Genomic DNA, 21139 nt, shown 5'->3' on the forward strand with positions numbered 1-21139 from the left:
TCGCTCATGTATTATTTTTTAATTAATAAATTATGCTTAATAAAGTAATTCAGTTCTCAGTTAAGAACAAACTGGCGATTGGAATCTTTACATTGCTGTGGATTATCTACGGTGTGTATGAGGTTACACAATTGCCAATTGATGCCGTACCAGACATCACAAACAATCAGGTACAAATTATTACTACAGCACCTTCTCTTGGTGCCGAAGATGTAGAAAGATTAATCACTTTTCCGATTGAACAAGCCATTAGTAATATTCCGCATCTTAAAGAGAGCAGGAGTATTTCACGCTTCGGACTTTCGCTAGTCAGCGTGGTTTTTGAAGACGATGCCGATGTATATTGGGCAAGACAGCAGATTACAGAAAGGCTGCAACAAGTAGAAATTGACCGAAATGCCAATAAACCCGAAATGGCTCCAGTTACAACTGGTTTAGGAGAAATTTATCAATATGTTTTAAAACCAAAACCAGGTTACGAAGAGAAATATTCGTTAGAAGAGCTCAGAACAATTCAGGATTGGACTATTAGAAGACAGCTTTTAGGAACTGCAGGAATTGCAGATGTTTCGACCTTTGGAGGAAAACTAAAGCAATACGAAATTGCAGTAAATCCAGCCAGATTAAAAGCTCAAAATCTAACAATAAGTGAAGTTTTTACAGCCTTAAACAGCAGTAACGAAAACACCGGTGGAGCTTATATTGAGAAAGGTCCAACGGTATCTTATATTAGAAGTACTGGTTTAGCTAAAAGTATTAAAGATATTGAAAATATTGTAGTTAAAAGTACACAAGGTGGTCTTCCTATTTTGGTAAAAGATGTTGCCGATGTCAAAATTTCTTCGGCTATACGTTATGGTGCTTTAACAACAGATGAATACGGAGAATCTGTAGGTGGAATTGTAATGATGTTGAAGGGTGAAAATGCCAATAATGTTATTGTTAATGTAAAAGATAAAATAGCAGAAATTGAAAAAATTCTTCCTGAAGGTTTAAAAATTGAACCTTTTTTAGATAGAACCAAAATGGTAGACAACGCTATTGGTACTGTAGAAAAGAATTTAATTGAAGGCGCTTTAATCGTAGTGTTGATTTTAGTTTTATTTCTAGGAAATCTTAGAGCAGGTTTTATTGTAGCGTCTGTTATTCCGTTGGCGATGCTTTTTGCCATTATTATGATGAATACTTTTGGCGTAAGCGGTAATTTAATGAGTCTAGGAGCTTTAGATTTCGGATTAATTGTAGACGGAGCTGTTATTATCGTCGAAGCCATTTTGCATCATCTTCACAGTGCTAAAAAATATAAGGCCATAAACGCTATTTCTCAAGAGGAAATGGATAAAGAAGTTACAGGTTCTGCCGCTCGTATGATGAATGCCGCAGTATTTGGACAAATTATCATTCTGATCGTTTATCTTCCAATCCTTTCTTTACAAGGAATTGAAGGTAAAATGTTTAAACCAATGGCGCAAACAGTTGCTTTTGCAATTTTAGGAGCATTTATTTTGTCTCTTACGTATGTTCCAATGATTAGCGCTTTATTTCTAAGTAAAAAAATAAGCCATAAAAAGAATCTTTCAGACCGAGTAATGGCAAGATTAGAAAATGCTTATGAAGGCTGGCTTACAAAAGCACTAAGTATTAGAAAATCAATTGTAATTGCGGCATTTGTACTTTTCGGAATTGCTGTTGTTTTGTTTGGAAGAATGGGAGGAGAATTTATTCCGCAGTTAGAAGAAGGAGATTTTGCTGTTGAAACTCGATTATTATTGGGTACAAACCTTTCTACTACCACACAAACAATTGAGAAAATTTCTGCTGAATTAAAGAAAGAATATCCAGAAGTACAGCAAGTAGTTTCCAGAATCGGAAGTGCCGAAATTCCAACCGATCCAATGCCAATTGAAGGTGGAGATATGATTATTGTTTTAAAAGACAAATCAGAATGGACTAGCGCTTCTTCGTTTGCAGAACTTGCCGATAAAATGACCAAAACTGTTAAGAGAATTGCGCCTGGAGTTACAACAGGATTTCAGTTTCCGGTTCAAATGCGTTTTAATGAGTTAATGACAGGAGCAAAACAAGATTTGGTTTGTAAAATTTATGGAGAAGATCTTCAGAAACTTTCAGAATATGCCGAAAAACTTGGAAACATAAGCAAAACCGTTGAAGGTGCAGCCGATCTTTATGTTGAAAAAGTAACAGGAATGCCTCAAATCGTAATTGATTACAATTGGGCAGAAATGTCGAAATACGGTTTAAGAGTGGTTGATATTAATAGAACCATTAATGCTGCTTTTGCTGGAGCTGTTGCAGGAAGTATTTACGAAGGAGAAAAACGCTTTGATATGGTAGTGCGTGTGGAAGATAATGGTAGAAAAGGAATCGAAGATGTTCGAAATCTTTTGATTGCAACTCCTTCTGGAATGCAGATTCCGCTGTATCAAGTAGCAAGTGTAGAAGAAGTAGAAGGTCCAAATCAGATTCAGCGTGAAAATGCAAAAAGAAGAATCATCGTCGGATTTAATGTTCGTGGAAGAGACGTTCAGTCTATTGTTGAAGAATTACAGCAAAAAGTGAATCAGCAAATTAAGTTCGATCCGGGATATTACATTACTTACGGTGGTGCATTTGAAAATCTACAACAAGCCAAAGCAAGATTAGGAGTTGCAGTTCCAGCAGCTTTATTAATGATTTTTGCTTTATTGTATTTTGCTTTTAGATCGTTTAAAGAAGGAATTATCATTTTTACCGCAATTCCGTTATCTGCAATCGGAGGTGTTTTTGCACTGGTATTGCGTGACATGCCTTTTAGTATTTCGGCAGGAGTTGGTTTTATTGCACTTTTTGGTGTAGCGGTTCTAAACGGAATTGTTTTGATTTCAGAATTTAACCGAATACAAAAACAAGGTGAAATTACCGATCCTTTCCAAATCATTTTATTAGGAACTAAAAACAGATTACGTCCTGTTTTAATGACGGCTGCTGTAGCATCGTTAGGATTTCTTCCGATGGCTTTGAGTAACGGAGCAGGAGCGGAGGTACAACGTCCGCTGGCAACCGTTGTAATCGGCGGATTAGTTACGGCAACACTTCTGACTCTTTTTGTGCTTCCAGCCATTTATTTAATGACATACCACGCAAAAGGGTTTTCTAAAAAAAGAAAAAAACATATGAATAATCTAACCATTTTACTGAGTCTTCTTTTTATTGGTAATATGGCGCAAGCGCAGCAATTACCAATTTCACTCGATGAATCTATTTCGATTGCTATTGAAAATAACAGAACGATGAAATCGGCTAAGTTAAACGAGCAGTCTAAAAGTTATTTACAAAAAACAGCCTACAATTTGCCACAAACCCAGATTGATGCCGATTATGGCCAGTTTAACAGCGCGCAAAAAGACACAAGATTCGGAATCAGTCAGACATTTGCTTTTCCTACTGTTTACAGCAATCAGAAAAAAGCATTGAAAGCCGATTTTAATAAAGCTAAAGCCGAAGTTCAGCTGACTTCACAAGAAATAAAAACGAGAGTTCGTAACCTTTATTACGATTATTTGTGGTTGAACAGTAAGAAAGAATTACTGGTTTATGCAGATTCGATTTACCGAATTATGGAGAAAAAATCTGATTTAAGGTTTAAAGCCGGGGAAGCTAATGTTTTAGAAAAAAGTGCCTCGCAATCTGCCAGACAATTTTATAGCAATCAGCTTGTAATGGTGAATAAAGACATTGAAATTGCTTTGAATTCATTCAACGCTGTTTTACAAGACAAAGTTACTTATACTCCTAAAAAGGAGAAATTGAAAACAGTTTTAAGTTATTCAATAACAGAAAACCTTAAAACAGAAAATCTTCCTGCGGTTCAACGTTCGCAATATGAATCGGAATCGGCTAAATATAGATGGAAGACAGAAGGCGCAAAAATGCTTCCAGAAATCACTTTAGGCTACAATAATTTGAGCATTATAGGAAGCCAAACAAATGCTTTAGGTCAGGAAGTTTATTATGGTAGTGGACAAAGATTTAATTATGTCAATGCTGGTCTCTCAATTCCAATTTTCTTTACAAGTCAATCAGAGCGAAAAAAAGCTGCTAAAGCAGAATATGAAAGTTTTGTAGAACTTTCTGAAGCAGCTAAAATCGAAGTGAAAACAACGATTGAAAATGCCGATCGTGAAGTAAAAAAATATCAGGAAAGTCTGGAGTATTATGAAAAAGAAGGATTGAAAAACGCTCAAACTATTATTGAAGCTTCAAGCAGTCAATTACAAAATGGCGATATAGATTATCTGCAATGGGTTTTGGTAGTCAATCAGGCCATTACAATTAAAAGCGAGTATTTAGACGCATTGAACGCTTACAATAAAGCAGTAATAACACTGCAGAATCTTAATAATATTTAAAATGAAAAAATATATAGCTGCGTTTTTAGGCGCATTAGTACTATTCTCGTGCGGAAAAAAGAAGAACGAAGAAAATAAAGATACCGAAGTTAAAAGCATCAATATTATAAAATTAACCAGCGAGCAAATTAAAAATGCAGGTTTAGAGACCGGAAATCCAACGGTTCAAAATGTAAAAGAGATTTTACAACTTCAAGGAACCGTTACTGTTCCTCCAAAAAGTGTCGTAAGTATAAGTATTCCGTTAGGTGGTTACGTTAAAAGTACCAATTTGATTGCAGGGATGAATGTTCAGAAAGGTCAGATTCTGGCTGTTTTAGAAGATATGCAGTTTATCGAATTGCAACAGGATTATTTGATGGCGAAAGAAAAGTTTGAACTGGCTCAAAATGAACATAAAAGACAGAAAGAACTTAATTTGAACAAAGCAGCTAGTGATAAAGTTTTAGAACAAATTACAACCGAGATGAGAACTCAACGTATCACGATGTCTTCTTTAGAACAAAAATTAAATTTATTAGGAATTAATGCTAAAACACTGAATGTAGGTAATATTAGCAAAACGATAAAAGTGATTTCTCCTATTAATGGTTTGGTATCAAAGGTAAATGTGAATGTTGGAAAATATGTAAATTCGACAGATATGCTTTTTGAATTGATCGATAAAAGGGACATTGTTTTGACATTAAACGCTTTTGAAAAAGATGTCGCTTCTTTATCTGTAGGACAGTCTGTAATGGCATTTGCAAACAATTCAGATACAAAGAAATATCCAGCTAAAATTGCTTTTATCAATCAAAGTTTAAATGGAGATCGTGCGGCTGAAATTATCTGTAAAGTAAATGCATATAATCCGGCTCTATTACCAGGACTTTTTATAAATGCAGAAATTGAAGTTGAAAATCAAAAAGCATTAACAGTTCCCGAAGAGGCTGTTGTACGTTGGCAAGGTAAATTTTATGTATTTACAGATCTTGGAAATAATCAGTTTCAGATGAATGAAGTAAAATCTGGAGTGAAAAATGAAGGTTTTAGTCAAATTAATTCTGATGCAGTTTCAAGTTCTTCAAAAGTTGTTATTAAAAATGCCTATACTCTTTTAATGTCGGCAATGAATAATGACGAACAATAAAGCTTTTATTCTAAAATAAAAAGAAACCCAGTAAATTAAGTTTTACTGGGTTTTTAGTTTAACTATGATTTTAAAATTTGAATTGCCTCCAGCTTTAGTTGGAGGTTTGTAAAATGGGAGTCATTAGGGCTTTAGCCAAAATAGCGATTTCGGCTAAAGCCTTTTTACTACTTAAATTTTGATCCTCCAGCTAAAGCTGAAGGCAATTCAAAAGAAAACTAAATTATTAATGCTAAACCGGATAGGTTTTTAAAACCTGTCCGGTTTAATACGTGTTTTAATATTTATAATAATTACATCATTCCGTAGGAATGTTTCGTCGGTAGAACGAAATTAGTAAATCTAAAACCCGACAGGTTTTTAAAACCTGTCGGGTTTGATACGTATTTTAATATTTATAAAAATTGCATCATTCCGTAGGAGTGTTTCGTCGGTAGCTATTTAATTTTGATTACGGTTTTACGTTCCGTAGGAACGTTTGATTGTAATAATTAATGAATATTCATTCCTAAAATCAAGTGTCCCTACAGGACACAAACCCATAATAATTCAATTTTTCTACCGACCAGATATTCCTAACGGAATATATTTTAGAGAGCTAATTAATATTCTTTCAATCATTTTTATTTATCAAAATAACCTCATTTCCAGCTATAGCATAAACAAGATGATCTGATTCAGGTTTTAGAATAAATTTTCCTGTAAATTCTCCAAAAGCAGGTAAAATCATTTGATTTGGTTTATGAAAGAAACAACGAAGTTTTAAACTCTGCATTCCGAGTCCGCGCAAGGTTATTCCGGGATGAATGTGTCCTGAAAAGTTAAAAATATCTTCTTTTTCTGTGGGATGATGTGTGAAGAAAAATCCGTCGATTTCTAAAACGTCAACGACTAGAATTCCAATTTCGTAATAATGTTTCTGATCAATTATATCGTGATTTCCTGCAACTAAATAGGTTTCTTGATTATGATTTGAAATCCATTCTTCAAATAAATTCCATTCTGAATTTTTAGTGCTATGAAATAAATCTCCCAAAAAGATGATTTTTTCAGGTTGAAAATATTCCAAAACATCGGTAATCTTTTTAAAATTTTCTGGTATAGCACTTTGTGGAATAGCAATTCCATGTTTTCTAAAATGCGTGACTTTTCCTAAATGTACATCAGAAATGATTACAATTTTCTTGTCTTCCCAAAATAAAGCGCCGCTAGGATGAAGTATAAAGTTTTCGTTTTGTATTTGAATTTTCATAAAGTATTATTTCATATAAGAGGCTGTCATTTTCTGAATTCTTTCTGCCAAAGTTTCGCTTGAAAGTTTCTCTCTTAATCGATCTGTAATGATTGGAAAACTAAATGGTGTTGGTTTTAAACATTGTTTCCATACAATCTTTTGGCTGGCAATTCGTTCCAAAGCCATAATTAAACGACCTTCTTCCAATTGATGCTCAAAAGTTTCGCGATATGCCTGATGCAATAATAAGTTATCAGGTTCAAAATCCCTAAAAACTTCAAATAACAATTGTGAACCACTTTGTAAATGTTTTGTTTTGACCATTTTTCCTGGAAAACCAGTAAAAACCAATCCTGAGATTACAGCAATATCTCTGAATTTTCTTCGTGCCATTTCGGTTGAATTCAGACTTTTTTGCAAATCGTGATGAACATATTCAGTAGAAAACAAATTGTTGTCCAGCATGCTTTCAATATCAATTTCCTGATCAGATAGTAATTCAAATCCATAATCATTGTAAGCCAAAGAAAAAGTTATGGATTGCAATAAACTAATTCTAAAGGCCAATAAACTTGCTAAAGCTTCATGTACAAAACGCCCTTCAAAAGGATAAAAAATAGCATGAAAACCTTCTCTAGTTTTGAAAGTTTCAATTAGAAATTCATCAGAACTTGGTACAATCGATTCTTTTCGCTGTCTTTGGAATAAAGGTTTTAAAGCTTTTAATTCTGGTGAAAGATTATCGGTATTGGCACGATATAATTCCTGCCGAAGCAATTCACTCATTTGAGAAGAAAGAGCCAATCGTCCGCCCATCCAGCTTGCAATTTTGGATTCTTTCTTCAGACTCGCTTTTTTAACCAAAACCTGCATGTTTCTGATTTTGAACAATTCCAGTTTTTTTCCTGCGAAAATAAAAGTATCGCCAGGTTTTAATTTCGAAATAAACCATTCTTCTATTGTGCCTATATAACCGCCGCTCAAATATTTAACATTCATAACAGCATCGCCAACAATAGTTCCGATTTGCATTCTGTGGTGCATGGCAATCATTCGGCTATTGATTTTATAGCAACCGTTTTCGTCAATTTCTACCTTTTTGAATTCGTCGTAAGCATTTAAACTCTGGCTTCCATTGGTAATAAAATTCAAAATCCAATTCCAATTTTCGGCTGTTATGGTTTGATAGCTAAATGTTCCCTGAATTTCTTTGAAAATTTCGTTAGGATAAAAACCATCAGAAACAGCTAAAGTATTGAGATATTGTACCAAAACATCCCAGCTATTTAAATACGGAACACGATCTTCGATTACACTGTTTTCAACTGCTTTTTTTAAGGCAGAAGCTTCTATAAGTTCAATCGCATGTGTGGCTAGAAAATAAATGACACTTTCTTTTCCTGGCTGGTGACCGCTTCGACCCGCGCGCTGCATAAAACGCGCAACACCTTTAGGACCTCCAACCTGTATAATTGATTCGACAGGAGCAAAATCAACTCCCAGATCCAAACTTGACGTACAAACCACAACTTTTAATTCTTCATTTCGAATAGCATTTTCAACCCAAAGTCTCGTTTCTCGATCAATACTTCCGTGATGCATCGCCATTTCTCCAGCAAATTCAGGATATTTTTCTAACAATCTTTGATACCAAATTTCGCAAGCCGAACGAACATTAGTAAAGATTAAAGTCGTTTTACTCGCTTTTACAATTTTTGCAGCTTCATCAATCAAATGTAATCCCATATGTCCGCGCCACGGATAAGTATCCATTTTTTCAGGAATAATTGAAACTACTTTTATCTTTTTATGAATTACGGCTTTAATTAAAACAGAGTTTTTGTAAGCTTCAGAAGCAACACCCAATAAAACTTCTTGTGCTTGCTGAAGATTTCCAATTGTTGCTGAAATTCCCCAAATACGTATATTTTTAGCAATTGTTTTTAACCTTGATAATGCTAATTCTACTTGAACGCCACGTTTGGTTCCCAATAATTCGTGCCATTCATCAATAACAATTGAGCTGCAGTTTTTAAAGGTGTTCGAATAGCCTTTTGAAGCCAAAAGCAATTGCAGACTTTCTGGAGTTGTGATTAATAAATCGGGCATTTTGCCATTTTGTTTTGCTCTTTCTGCTGAAGAAGTATCGCCAGTACGAATTCCAACAGTCATTGGAATTTCTAAATCATTTAAAACTCGTTCTGCTGCTTGTTTTATTTCTACTGACAAAGAACGTAACGGCGTAATCCAAATGGCTTTCAGGCCTGGATTGTGCTTGGTTTTATAGTTTGGATTTTCTTTAATGTAATTTAAAATAATCGGAAGCCAGAGTGCATAAGTTTTCCCGCTTCCAGTTGGCGCATTTAATAGGCCATTTTTCCCTTGCAGAAAAGCAGTCCAAGTCTGTGTCTGAAACGGAAAAGGTTTCCATCCCTGACTTTCAAACCAATTGCTGGCGATTGTAAATAACTGCTCTCTGTTCATTTATTGAATCATATTTTTTAAATCTTCTATCGAATTCGCGTCTTCAATTTTCTTATCATGGCGCCATCTTAAAATTCTTGGAAAACGAGTTGCAACGCCACTTTTATGTCTTTTGGAAAGTGCAATTCCTTCAAAACCAATTTCAAAAACCAATTTTGGCGTTACACTTCTGACAGGGCCAAATCTTTCTAAAGTATTCTTTTTAATAAAATCATCCACCATTCTAAATTCGGCATCGGTTAAGCCCGAATATGCTTTTGCGAAAGTGACAAGTTCGCGCTCGTTATTTTCATTTTCCTGCCAAAGGGCAAAAGTATAATCGGTAAATAAATTAGATCTTCGTCCGTGACCGCGCATGGCGTAGGTGAGAACTGCATCTATGGTTAAAGGTTCAATTTTCCATTTCCACCAATCGCCTTTTTTTCTTCCAACGAGATAAGGAGAATCTTTTCGTTTTAACATTAAGCCTTCGCTTTTCATTTCGCGAGATTTCAATCGTTCGTTTATAATATCTTCCCAACTCGAAAAATTTAGCCTTTCTGAAAGCTGTAACGGAATATCTTTTCCAATTAAAGTAGTAAACAACTCTTCTAATAAACTACGACGTTTTTCGTAAGGCAGATTTCGGATATCATTTCCTTGCCATTCCAGTAAATCATAAGCTTTTATAATAACAGGGGTATTTTTTAAGACAGAATTCGATACATTTTTACGGCCAATTCTAGTTTGCAAATCATTAAAAGTTCCGATTTGATTGTCTATGAAAGGAAGAATTTCGCCATCAATAACAGTTCCGTCCGGAATATTTCCGATGAAAGATTGAAATTCAGGATATTTATCGGTTACCAATTCTTCGCCACGGCTCCAAACGTAAATTTCATTGTCTCGAATAATAGTTTGAGAACGTATTCCGTCCCATTTATGTTCGGCGCTCCAGTCTTCGGGATTTCCTAAACTTTCAATTTCTCCTTCAATTGGATAAGCCAAATAAAATGGATAAGGTTTTGATAAATAATCGCTGCTTCTTTCATCCAAAATCAATTCTTGAAAAGTAATGGTATTCGGATTCCAATCGCCCATTAATTTATATGCCAATGTATCTTCCTCAATATTCTCCGCTTTAGAAAGCGCTCTCGTCATCAACTTCTGACTTAAACCAATTCTAAAACTTCCTGTAATTAACTTGGTAAAAACAAATCGTTCATAATAATTCAAATTCAGCCAATTGGTTTGCAGGTATTCTTTTTTTTCGAAATCATCTTTCTTTTTTAAAGCTATGATTTCCTGAAGAAATTCGGTTAAACTCTTATCTGAATGTTCTTTTGTCGTCGGAATAACAAGAGCAATTGTTTCAGCCAAATCTCCCACAATATGATAACTTTCTTCAAACAACCATAGCGGAATATTAGCCAGTTCATTTGCCCATAAACGTAGCAAAGTCGTATTAACAGGTCGAGGAGGACGACGGTGCGATAGAATAGCAATTGTCCAAACTTTATCTTCATCACTTGCTTTTAGAAAATAATTAGTCAACGCATCAACTTTTACCGATGTTTTATTAGAACTATCTAAGGTTTTTATAAGCTCGGCAAAGTTTTTCATCTTTTTAGTATTGGTTGATCATTTTTGGAATTTGGAATTTGTTTTTTTGAATTTAACTTTCGTCTGATTCATTTGTTTCTCCTTCATATTGCGTGTGTGCTGTTCTAGCATCGTAACCTAATTCTCTTAGATATCTGGAAAAAATATCAGAATATCCGTGAGTGCAGATTATTTTTTCGGCTCCAGTTGCTTTTATACTTTCTAGTAATCCATTCCAGTCGCAGTGATCGCTGATAACAAAGCCACGGTCAACAGCACGTCTGCGTCTTGCACCTCTAAAAGCCATCCAGCCACTTGCTGTTCCCGTCACAAAAGGAGTCATTTTTCTAATCCATGTACTTCCGTGTGCGCTTGGTGGTGCGAGCACGATATTTCCTAGTAAATCTTCTTTTTTGGTTTCTTGAGTTACTCTAATCGTTGCTGGCAAATCAATAAACGGACGAACAACATTCGTCATATTTTCGATTGCGCCATGCGTATAAATCGTTCCAATATTTGGATCGAGATATTTTAATAATCGTTGTGCTTTTCCTAAAGAATATCCAAAAAGGATTGATGTTTTACCTTCAGCTCGATTTTCTACCCACCAATTATTAATTTCGGTCATTACATCTTTTTGTGATTCCCAATTAAAAGCGGGAAGTCCAAAAGTACATTCTGTTATGAAAGAATGGCATTTTACCACTTCATAAGGAACTGAAATTCCATCGTCTTCTGTTTTATAATCGCCTGTAAAAACCCAGATTTCACCTTTATATTCAACCCGAATTTGTGAAGAACCAATAATATGCCCAGCAGGATGAAGAGAAAATTTTACTCCATTTACCGTAAAAGTTTCGTTCCAATCTTTTCCTGTAACATTAATTTCGCCCAATCGATGTTTAATAATAGGGACATTAGTATGATGCGTAATATAATTTTGATGTCCCCATCTCGAGTGATCAGAATGTCCATGCGTGATAATGGCGTTTTTTACAGGACGCCACGGATCAAGGTAAACGTCTGCTTGCTGGCAATAAATGCCTTTGTCATTAAATTGCAATAAGGGTACATTCATTTTTTATAATTAGGGAATTAGAAAATTATTTGTTTGCCGCAATTATTAAATAAGCAATTAATGAAATACTTAATACAAAAAGCAACATTGTTATAAAAGTTAATGTTGCTGTTGAGTACTGATATTTTCCATCTTTTAGCAATTTAATAGTATGCTTATATCTCAAATAGGAGAGAAGAATCGTCAACGCGCCCGTAATTAGTAATCCAATTCCAAGATAAATAGTGTAATTAGATTGAGGAGCAACGGTTTCAGCTAAGTATTCAACAGGAAGTTGTTGTAGGAACAGTGAAAATTTTACTGCAACAAATCCAAAAACCATTATTCCAATTCCAGTACGAAGCCATGCTAATAAAGTTCTTTCATTAGACAAGTATTCGTTCATTATTTCCTGATCATTTTTAGGCGACATAAATATGCTAAAGTTTTTTAATGTTCAAAATTTCTATAAGGAGGGCAATCATATTTGTGGTCTTCATGATCTAAATTATAACTGTCATAGGGATTTGACTCGTCATAAGTTGAAAAAGGAGTATTATCTTCAGCAAGGTTTAAACCACTTTCTATTATTTCGTAACAATCATCAGAATCTTGATTGCAATGATTTTTGTAATTCTGATCTTCATTTTGACCAGAAGTAAATTCTTCATCCATTGCTTCATTTTCATGTGCTGTATCAATATGATCTGGTCTTCTGCATTTAAAATCATTTAATTCTGCAGTGTATCGATTTTCGGCGTTCGTTTTCATAGCTGCTGTTTTAGATTAATAATTTTTCAACTTTTAGATATACAAATTTGGAAATTATACACTTAGAAAGATTATAGGATTTGATTTTAATCTTACAGGATTTGTTTATCGATTTATTTTTATTGTGTAAAAATCAAGTTTAATTCTGTAAATGAATGTAATTGATATTTAACAACTTTGTATATCAATAATTTAAAAAATTATATATTATGGAAACTTCAAGAAAAGATTCGAAATCTGGAATGAAAGATTCTGGAAAAACTCAAAAATCAACTTCTGGTTCTAGAGGAAAAAGCACTACAACAAAATCAACAGATTCTAAAGGTAGAGCTGGACATTAAATTTTTAGTTGATAATAAAAACTAAATAATAAAAACGTGCTGTTTACTTGTAGACAGCACGCTTTTAGGTTTTAAGAATATGTTTTTAAAATTATTTCAATACTTCCTGAATTGTTTTTACAAAAGCTTCAACAGGTTGTGCACCTGAAACAGCATATTTACGATCAAATACAAAGAAGGGAACACCTTGAACGCCAATTTCGGCTGCTTCTTTAATATCAGACTCAACTTCTTTTATAAATAAGTTATCACTTTCTAGAACAGCTCTTATTTCACTTTCTTCAAGTCCAGCTGTAATTCCTAGTTTAATTAGAGTAAGACCGTTATTTAAATCTTCTCCGTCTGTAAAATAGGCTTTAAAGAAAATTTCTTCCATTCGATCGCCCATATTTTTAGTTTTAGCCAACTGAATGATTCGATGCGCGTTTAAAGAATTGGAGATAACAGCTTTATCAAAATTATAATCTAAGCCGACACTTTTAGCGCGTTCTGCAACGCCTTTATGCATTTCTTTAGATTGTTCAATCGACATGCCTTTTCTTTCTGCTAAGAACGTATAAACGTCCATATCAGGTTGAGAAGTAATGCTTGGATCCAGCTGAAAGCTTTTCCATTCAATTTCAAATTCATCATTAGGAAATACTGCAAGAGCAGTTTCCAATTGTCTTTTTCCGATATAACAAAACGGACACATGATGTCCGACCAAATTTCTATTTTCATATCGTAAAGATAAGGAAATTTGTTTGTTTTTGTTTCAGGTTTCAAGTTGATATGCTTTGTGTTTATTTAACCGCAAAGCACGCAAGGTTTTTTATTTTTGATTACTTAGTAAAAACGCAAAGTTCGCAAAGCTTTGAGAAAAAAAATTTGCGAACTTTGCGTATACTTTGAGCCTTTGCGGTTAAAATAAAACCAAAATAAAAAACCGCAACTCTTTATAGGAATTGCGGTTTCTAGGTATAAAAAATGGTTGGTTAATAGCGATATCTTTTTTTTTACAATGATATATCTTTTATTTAAAACTAAAAAATATCCCTGTAACAGAAAGAAACTTTAATGTTAACTATTTAACATTACCGGCATTACAAGCATTGTAACTGTTTCTCCTTCTTCTAAACCATCAACTGGTGTTAAGATACCAGCTCTATTAGGCAATGACATTTCAAGCATAATCATGTCAGATTGTAAATTAGTCAGCATCTCAGTTAAGAAACGAGAGTTGAAACCAATTTGAAGATCATCTCCTTGATAGTCACAAGTCAATCTTTCTTCTGCTTTGTTTGAGTAATCGATGTCTTCTGCAGAAACATTTAATTCAGCTCCAGCAATTTTCAAACGAATTTGGTGTGTAGTTTTGTTAGAGAAAATCGCAACACGTTTAACTGAACTTAAAAACAAAGAACGGTCAATCATTAATTTGTTTGGATTTTCTTTTGGAATTACCGCTTCATAGTTAGGGTATTTTCCATCAATTAAACGACACATTAAGATATAATTGTCAAATGAGAAAGTTGCATTTGAATCGTTGTACTCGATTTTTACTTCAGCATCTGAACTTCCTAAAATACTTTTTAAAATGTTTAAAGGTTTTTTAGGCATAATAAAATCTGCTACTTGAGAAGCTTTTACATCTGTACGAGCATATTTTACTAATTTATGAGCATCTGTTGCAACGAAAATCAATCCTTCTGGTGAAAACTGGAAGAAAACTCCAGACATTACCGGACGCAAATCATCGTTTCCAGCAGCAAAAATAGTTTTACTTACCGCAGTTGCTAAAACTTCTGCAGGAACAAGTGTTACAGATGGATCTTCAAGACTTACAGCTTTCGGAAATTCTTCTCCTGCAGCGTAAGCTAAAGCATATTTACCAGAATTAGAGCTAATTTCTACTGTATTGTTATCTTCAACAGTAAAAGTTAATGGTTGTTCTGGGAAAGTTTTTAAAATTTCAAGTAAAAGTTTTGCTGGTACAGCAACGCTTCCTTTACTTGTAGAATCGATCGATAATGTAGCCGACATAGTTGTTTCAAGATCTGATGCTGAAACTGTTAACTCATTATTGTTTAGTTCAAATAAGAAGTTGTCTAAAATAGGCAACGTATTATTACTATTGATTACACTACCTAAAACTTGTAATTGTTTTAATAAGTACGAACTCGATACTATAAATTTCATCTGTTTTATTTTCTAAATATAAGGTTTACAAATATATCTTAAACTATCCAAAGTATTACATTTTTTTATTAACATCTACTTGCTGTAGGTTCTTTTTCTTAAAAATGTAAAAGCAAGTCCAAAAACCAATAAAATTAGAATTGGAACTCCGATAGTTATGAATTGGGTCATGCTGTAGCTTTGGTAAACTTTTTCTTTGTCTAATAAAGGCAGCTCTACATCTTTACTTCTAATGTTAATAAGTCCGGTATCATCTAAAAGATAATTGATGCAATTCATGATGAAGTCTTTATTATCGTAAAGATTTCCGGTTCTTTGATCGTAGCCTAACTCAACAGGCATTCTGTTTTTGTCTAATTGATTTCTAGCTAAATCTCCATCGGCAACAACAATCATCTTGTTTGGTTTTCCTTTTGCTGTAAAAGAGTTGTCTTTGAATGGTAAAACTCTATTTTCGAAAGCAGAATGAAAAGAACCTTCTAATAAAACAGCAAGCGGTAAGTTTCCTTTGTTTAGATAATCTTCTGGTGTTGTTTTTTCTGTTACCATATTCAAATTGATTTCTACAGGAGAACCAATAGTTTTTGAATATTGAGAAGATTGTAATAAAACGGTTTTCTTAATTCCGCTTTTCAATGTATCAATTGGACTAGCGAAATCAAATTTGATTCCGCCCAGATTTTTTACAATCGGATGCTGACTTGTTGGAAAAACCTGTGGTGCAAATTTCCAAACAAAATCCTGGTATTGTGTTGCGCTTCCTTGTTCGCCAGTTGCTAGTTTTATTGGAGTTCCTTGTTCATCTTTTACTAAATCAGGGTTAATTCTGAATCCGTATTTGAAGAACATATCATTCAAATTTAAATCTCTAGGATAGGCTAAAGTTGCTCCTGCATCATTATATAAACTGTCCATATCGGCAGCCACTTGATCAATCAACCAAAGTGTTTTGCCGCCATTCATAATATACTGATCTAGAACTTCTTTTTCCTCATCAGAGAACTTTTCTGTAGGTTTTGAAATGATAGCTAAATCATATTTCTTAAGCTCATTCAAAGTTCCATTCGGATTTTTAGCAACTGAATCCAATGTAAAAGGTCCTATAAGGTAACTTTCATGAATCTGCATCAACATTTTTGCGATATGGCTTTCCTTTAATTCTCCATTTCCTTTGATGATTGCGACTTTTTTCTGCTTGCTTTTGGTTACTTTGTTAATAGCATCTGCAATAGAATATTCTAAATGCTGAATAGATCCGATTACTTTTTGTGTTGTCGAAGCTCCCATTATGTTTTTTAATAATGGAATATTGACTTCTTTGTTGTTGTAAACAGCAATTGCCCACGGAAAAACCATTGCTTGAGATTGTTTTCCTTTATCGTCGACTGTAATATTTATTGGTGTTAAACCTTTCTGGAAAAGTGATTTTGTAAGTTCTTCGCTTTCTTCTTCATTTTCTAACGGATCAACAAATTCGAAAACAATATTTTTATTATATGCCTGAAATTCTTCCAGTAATTGTTTGGTTTCTTGCTGCAAACGTCTAAAATCGGCAGGAAGTTCTCCAGCCATATAAATTTTTATAGACAACGGATTTGTAACTTGTTTTACAATTCCTAAAGAAGTAGGCGAAAGGGTATAACGTTTGTCTTTTGTTAAGTCAAAACGCTGAAAAAATAGAGTTCCAAGTACATTTAAAACAACTAAAATAAATATCGTAATGCCTAGTGTTTTTAAATTTTGCTTTGTAGATGCTTTCATTACGCTTTAAAAGATTTTAATTGATAAACTGTAAATGATAAAAAAGCGATGGTAATGCTTAAGAAATAAATAACATCTCGCGTGTCAATTACGCCGCGGCTCATACTTTTAAAGTGGTTCTGCATTCCTAAAACTGAAATAAAACTATTTGAATCAGAAGAAAGCAAAGAGCTTAAACCTTCAAAACCAAAATAGAAGAAAAAGCATAAAAAAACAGCAATTATAAAAGCCACAATCTGATTTTCAGAAAGGGTAGAAGTAAAGATTCCGATTGCTGAATAAGAAGCAATCAAGAACAGTAATCCGAAGTAAGAACCAATAGTGCTTCCCATATCGATATTGCCTTCCGGTGAACCTAAATCTGAAATTACTTTTACGTAAATTATAGTTGGAATAATGGCTAGAATAATCAGTAAAAATGAACCAAAAAATTTACCATTTACGATTTCCCAAATTGATAAAGGTTTTGTCAATAATAATTCTAAAGTACCTTGTTTTTTTTCGTCAGAGAAACTTCTCATCGTAACGGCTGGAATTAAGAAAATTAAAATCCATGGAGCCAATGTGAAAAACGGAGTTAAATCGGCATAGCCTGAGTTTAGGATGTTATAATCTCCCTCAAATACCCATAAAAATAGCCCATTGCTGATTAAGAAAATCGCAATGACCAAATAGCCAATTGGAGAGCCAAAAAAGGATTTTATTTCTCTTAAAATGATTGATTTCATTTAGTTTTTTTGTTTAATCGTTTTTTATTTTACTGTATCTTTTAACCACAAAGACACAAAGTTTTTCGCAAAGTTCGCAAAGTTTTTACGTAAAGCTTCGCGAACTTTGCGTTTTTTAGAAAATATCATAAGATAAAATCCTTGCGTTCTTTGCGGTTAAATCGTTCCAGCTAAGCCTTACAGGTGCGCAAAAGTACCAAATTTGATTGTTGTTTTTCCTTTAAAGAATCATTTATTGTAAAAAATCTTTTGAGCGACTAAGTTGCCTTAATTATGGCATTTAAACTGAAAAGCTTTTGTCCTCTTTCATCAATAAATTGCTGCAGTTTTTCACCATGAAAACTTTCTAGAAAATCCCAACCGCTTGCATTTATACCACAATTTCCATTTTTATTAATACTAGGAAGAATTTTCAAATTACCAATAAATTCTAAATTATCACGAAATGTCATAAAATCTTTTCGCCAGATTACCAATGAGCAAGAACCTAAAAGACATGGTTTTATTTCGGGATGTAAAAACCACATTTTTTCCAATTCCTGTTCAGAATAATTGTATGAGTTTTTTTTAGTCATATTACCAACACCAAAAAAACTCAAATCTTTGATATCATCTAGTGTTGGTTTTTCTGTTTTATTATAATCTAAGAGACAAAAAGTAAAATTTTGTGGATTTCGATCCTTATATACATCAGTACAAAGAAGAATTTTATATTTGTTTTCTCCGTTAATGAATGTTAAAAGATCACCTTGATTTACATCTTTGATTTTCGTCATTAGATTTCTTATTGAAGTGAAATGATCTATTTTAAAAACTAAGAAAACTTAATTGTAATTACATCACGGTAATTTAAACCAAGCAAACTATTTGCAGAACCAACTTTAGAAGGATTACTTCTAAAAATAGCGATTTCTAAAAAACCAGCTTCATTAAAAATAGCCAGTTTTTCACCTTCATAGGTTTTAATCGGATATTTATCTGAAGTTGCAATTGCAGAATAATTTGGCAGAATCGTTTTGATGTTTTTAGGTTTCATTACGATTTCATAAGGACGTCCGCGTGAAATTTCCAAAAATTGCTTTTTAGAAATATTAGTAACGACGTTTCCGAAATGATCAATATAAATAATGTAACCTTTTATTGAATTGCCATCATCTGCCACAATAGGCTGTAATTCTGTAGCTTCTTTTATAGAAGTGATTTCTTTTCCAATTACATTCAGCAAACCACCTTTTGATAAGTGAGAAGCAACCTGAATGAATATATCCAAATCTGTAGCTTCTATCGGAAAACGATCATGAATATTAATAGCGACAATTTTCTGCGGAACAATTTTCTGTGTAAGCATACTAAGGATTCCGTTATCGGCACAAATAAAGTAGTGATCGTTCCATTGCATCGCAATATGCTGGTTCTCTTTATTGCGTTCGATATCGACACCAATAAGGTGTACAGTCCCTTTTGGGAAGCTTAAATAAGAGGCTCCAATGATGTAACTCGCTTCGGCAGTATTAAAGGGATCAATATCATGAGATATGTCAATGATTTGAACCTCTGGGTTTTCAGAAAGTATTTTACCCTTCAGCGACCCCACAAAGTGATCTTTCAAGCCGTAGTCTGTAGTAAGGGTAATTATTGACATCATTTTGTTTATAACTATTGATAGTATTTAAATCTAATTTTCATTAAATTTGAGAAATGCAAAGCTAGTAATAGTAAACACAAATTGAAAGAAAGAAAAGACAAAAAGTGTTTTTAAAAGCATTTGCAAGTTATAATATTCAGAAACACGGATTTAGGTTTGAAAAACAAAAACTGAAAACTGCAACTGAATACTGTGACCCAAAAAAGACCCGACAACCCCTAAATAATAAAAGGAATTATTTAATTTAAAACTACTTCATTTGAACGAAAGAATAATCGAGCTAGTAGATATTGCACCAAAAGAATTTTGGGGCGCGCAGGACAGCCATTTAGAAATTATTAAAAAGTATTACCCGAAGCTTAAAATCGTAGCGCGAGGGACAACTTTAAAAGCATTTGGCGAAAAAGAAGTTTTAGACGAATTCGAAAAAAGATTTCAACGATTAATGCTTCATTTTACACGTTACAATAATATTGATGATAATGTAATTGAACGTGTAATTATGAGTGATGGCCAAGAAGAAAAAAGAGGCTATGATCACGATAAAATCTTAGTTCATGGTGTTGGCGGAAAGATTATCAAGGCAATGACACCAAACCAACAATTGCTGGTTGACACTATCAAGAAAAACGATATGGTCTTTGCTATTGGTCCTGCTGGAACCGGAAAAACCTATACCGGTGTCGCTATGGCGGTTAAAATGCTAAAAGATAAAGAAGTAAAAAGGATCATTCTGACACGTCCTGCAGTAGAAGCCGGTGAAAATCTTGGTTTTCTTCCTGGAGATATGAAAGAAAAACTGGATCCTTACATGCAGCCACTTTATGATGCGTTGCGTGATATGCTTCCGAATGAAAAACTCGAAGATTACATTTTAAAAGGAATTATTCAGATTGCGCCGCTTGCTTTTATGCGTGGACGTACATTGGACAATGCTTTTGTAATCCTTGATGAAGCACAGAACACCACACACTCACAAATGAAAATGTTTTTGACCCGTATGGGAAAAAACGCCAAATTTATGATTACAGGTGATCCTGGACAGGTCGATTTACCAAGAAGAACAATTTCTGGTCTAAAAGAAGCTATTTTGGTTTTAAAAGACATTGAAGGTATCGGAATTATTTATCTAGATGATAAAGATATCGTTCGCCACAGATTGGTTAAAAAGGTAATCGATGCTTATAAACAAATTGAGAATCACGATTAATTTTGATTTTTAATGAAATGTTAGATGTAAATCGTGAAATGAATTTGCCACAGATTAAAGGATTTTTCACAGATTTAGAAAAAATCATTTTAATCATTTAATCCGTGACTAATAACTTGAAAGATATTCGTTTTGTGCGTTTTTTGGGAAAAGTACAAAACGAATATTTTTTTACTTTAGTTTGAGATGAAAGAAGTAGATGATTTTTATGAAAATTCAAAACTGCCCTTTAAAGAAACTTTGTTTGCTTTAAGCGAAATTATTCTGCGTCAAGACAAAGAAATTACAAATGTTTTAAAATACGGAATGCCTTTCTTCTGTTATAAAAAGAAAATGTTTTGCTATTTATGGATTCATAAAAAACTTAATCAGCCCTACATGGGAATTGTAGAAGGAAAATATTTTGACGAATCTTTTCTAATTCAAGAGAATCGATCGAGAATGAAAATCTTTCTGTTTGATCCACAAAAAGATTTGCCTTTACAAGAAATAGAATTAATTATTCAAAAGGCAATAAATTTATACAAAACAGGAATTGTGAAGGTTTGATCTTCAAAAAAAGAATTTAAGGAAATAGTTAAATAAATAATAAACTTGCCTTATTTTA

General features: G+C 33.5%; 17 protein-coding genes. 5 read left to right on the forward strand and 12 right to left on the reverse strand.

Going from position 1 to position 21139, the window contains the following annotated elements; translation table 11 throughout:
* Window positions 1-32: 32 nt before the first annotated feature.
* Both VGE71_RS16505 and VGE71_RS16510 read left to right on the forward strand, forming a co-directional pair.
* Window positions 33-4409: a CusA/CzcA family heavy metal efflux RND transporter gene (locus VGE71_RS16505; protein ID WP_331139295.1), complete on the forward strand. Its 4377-nt coding sequence runs from the start codon at window positions 33-35 to the stop codon at window positions 4407-4409.
* Window position 4410: 1 nt separating this feature from the next.
* A complete protein-coding gene (locus VGE71_RS16510; RefSeq protein WP_331139296.1) occupies window positions 4411-5541 on the forward strand; it encodes an efflux RND transporter periplasmic adaptor subunit in 1131 nt (376 codons plus the stop codon).
* A gap of 613 nt (window positions 5542-6154) precedes the next feature.
* On the opposite strand, the gene pdeM is transcribed toward VGE71_RS16510, so the two are convergent.
* Genes pdeM through VGE71_RS16540 form a run of 6 tightly spaced genes read right to left on the reverse strand, consistent with a single transcriptional unit; the run spans window position 6155 to window position 12668 of the window.
* Entirely contained in the window at window positions 6155-6793 is a 639-nt protein-coding gene (pdeM, locus tag VGE71_RS16515; RefSeq protein ID WP_331139297.1) for a ligase-associated DNA damage response endonuclease PdeM, read from the reverse strand.
* 6 nt (window positions 6794-6799) lie between these two features.
* Complete coding sequence (locus VGE71_RS16520) at window positions 6800-9259, reverse strand: ligase-associated DNA damage response DEXH box helicase (RefSeq protein WP_331139298.1); 2460 nt, start codon at window positions 9257-9259, stop codon at window positions 6800-6802.
* The gene (locus VGE71_RS16525; RefSeq protein WP_331139299.1) at window positions 9260-10861 is read right to left on the reverse strand and encodes an ATP-dependent DNA ligase; all 1602 of its coding nucleotides are present in this window, start codon (window positions 10859-10861) and stop codon (window positions 9260-9262) included.
* Window positions 10862-10913: 52 nt separating this feature from the next.
* Window positions 10914-11918 (reverse strand): ligase-associated DNA damage response exonuclease, encoded by a 1005-nt coding sequence (locus VGE71_RS16530; protein WP_331139300.1) that lies wholly within the window; start codon window positions 11916-11918, stop codon window positions 10914-10916.
* A 25-nt stretch (window positions 11919-11943) separates the two neighbouring features.
* Entirely contained in the window at window positions 11944-12330 is a 387-nt protein-coding gene (locus tag VGE71_RS16535; protein ID WP_331139301.1) for a YidH family protein, read from the reverse strand.
* A 17-nt stretch (window positions 12331-12347) separates the two neighbouring features.
* A complete protein-coding gene (locus VGE71_RS16540; RefSeq protein WP_331139302.1) occupies window positions 12348-12668 on the reverse strand; it encodes a hypothetical protein in 321 nt (106 codons plus the stop codon).
* 209 nt (window positions 12669-12877) lie between these two features.
* Here VGE71_RS16540 and VGE71_RS16545 point away from each other — a divergent pair, with 209 nt between their 5' ends.
* Window positions 12878-13009, forward strand: coding sequence for a hypothetical protein (locus tag VGE71_RS16545; RefSeq protein WP_255596598.1), 132 nt, complete (start codon window positions 12878-12880; stop codon window positions 13007-13009).
* A 91-nt stretch (window positions 13010-13100) separates the two neighbouring features.
* Here the strand turns inward: VGE71_RS16545 and VGE71_RS16550 are convergent, their stop codons facing one another.
* From VGE71_RS16550 to VGE71_RS16575, 6 genes are all read right to left on the reverse strand, one after another.
* A complete protein-coding gene (locus tag VGE71_RS16550) occupies window positions 13101-13730 on the reverse strand; it encodes a DsbA family oxidoreductase (RefSeq protein ID WP_331139303.1) in 630 nt (209 codons plus the stop codon).
* Window positions 13731-14069: 339 nt separating this feature from the next.
* Window positions 14070-15188 carry a DNA polymerase III subunit beta gene (gene dnaN, locus VGE71_RS16555; RefSeq protein ID WP_144212418.1) on the reverse strand — a complete coding sequence of 373 codons (1119 nt, stop codon included), beginning with the start codon at window positions 15186-15188 and terminating at the stop codon, window positions 14070-14072.
* A gap of 75 nt (window positions 15189-15263) precedes the next feature.
* On the reverse strand, window positions 15264-16949 hold the full coding sequence (gldG, locus tag VGE71_RS16560; RefSeq protein WP_331139304.1) for a gliding motility-associated ABC transporter substrate-binding protein GldG: 1686 nt from the start codon (window positions 16947-16949) through the stop codon (window positions 15264-15266).
* The gene (gldF, locus tag VGE71_RS16565; RefSeq protein WP_331139305.1) at window positions 16949-17677 is read right to left on the reverse strand and encodes a gliding motility-associated ABC transporter permease subunit GldF; all 729 of its coding nucleotides are present in this window, start codon (window positions 17675-17677) and stop codon (window positions 16949-16951) included. The genes gldG and gldF overlap by 1 nt, the downstream gene beginning before the upstream one ends.
* A gap of 257 nt (window positions 17678-17934) precedes the next feature.
* The gene (locus VGE71_RS16570; protein ID WP_331139306.1) at window positions 17935-18453 is read right to left on the reverse strand and encodes a hypothetical protein; all 519 of its coding nucleotides are present in this window, start codon (window positions 18451-18453) and stop codon (window positions 17935-17937) included.
* 38 nt (window positions 18454-18491) lie between these two features.
* The gene (locus tag VGE71_RS16575) at window positions 18492-19319 is read right to left on the reverse strand and encodes an SAM-dependent chlorinase/fluorinase (protein WP_331139321.1); all 828 of its coding nucleotides are present in this window, start codon (window positions 19317-19319) and stop codon (window positions 18492-18494) included.
* Window positions 19320-19581: 262 nt separating this feature from the next.
* Here VGE71_RS16575 and VGE71_RS16580 point away from each other — a divergent pair, with 262 nt between their 5' ends.
* A complete protein-coding gene (locus VGE71_RS16580) occupies window positions 19582-20532 on the forward strand; it encodes a PhoH family protein (protein ID WP_109193565.1) in 951 nt (316 codons plus the stop codon).
* A gap of 186 nt (window positions 20533-20718) precedes the next feature.
* Window positions 20719-21081 carry a DUF1801 domain-containing protein gene (locus VGE71_RS16585; RefSeq protein ID WP_331139307.1) on the forward strand — a complete coding sequence of 121 codons (363 nt, stop codon included), beginning with the start codon at window positions 20719-20721 and terminating at the stop codon, window positions 21079-21081.
* Window positions 21082-21139: the final 58 nt, after the last annotated feature.

This window comes from Flavobacterium sp. (genome assembly GCF_036405015.1).
Taxonomy (GTDB): Bacteria; Bacteroidota; Bacteroidia; order Flavobacteriales; family Flavobacteriaceae; genus Flavobacterium.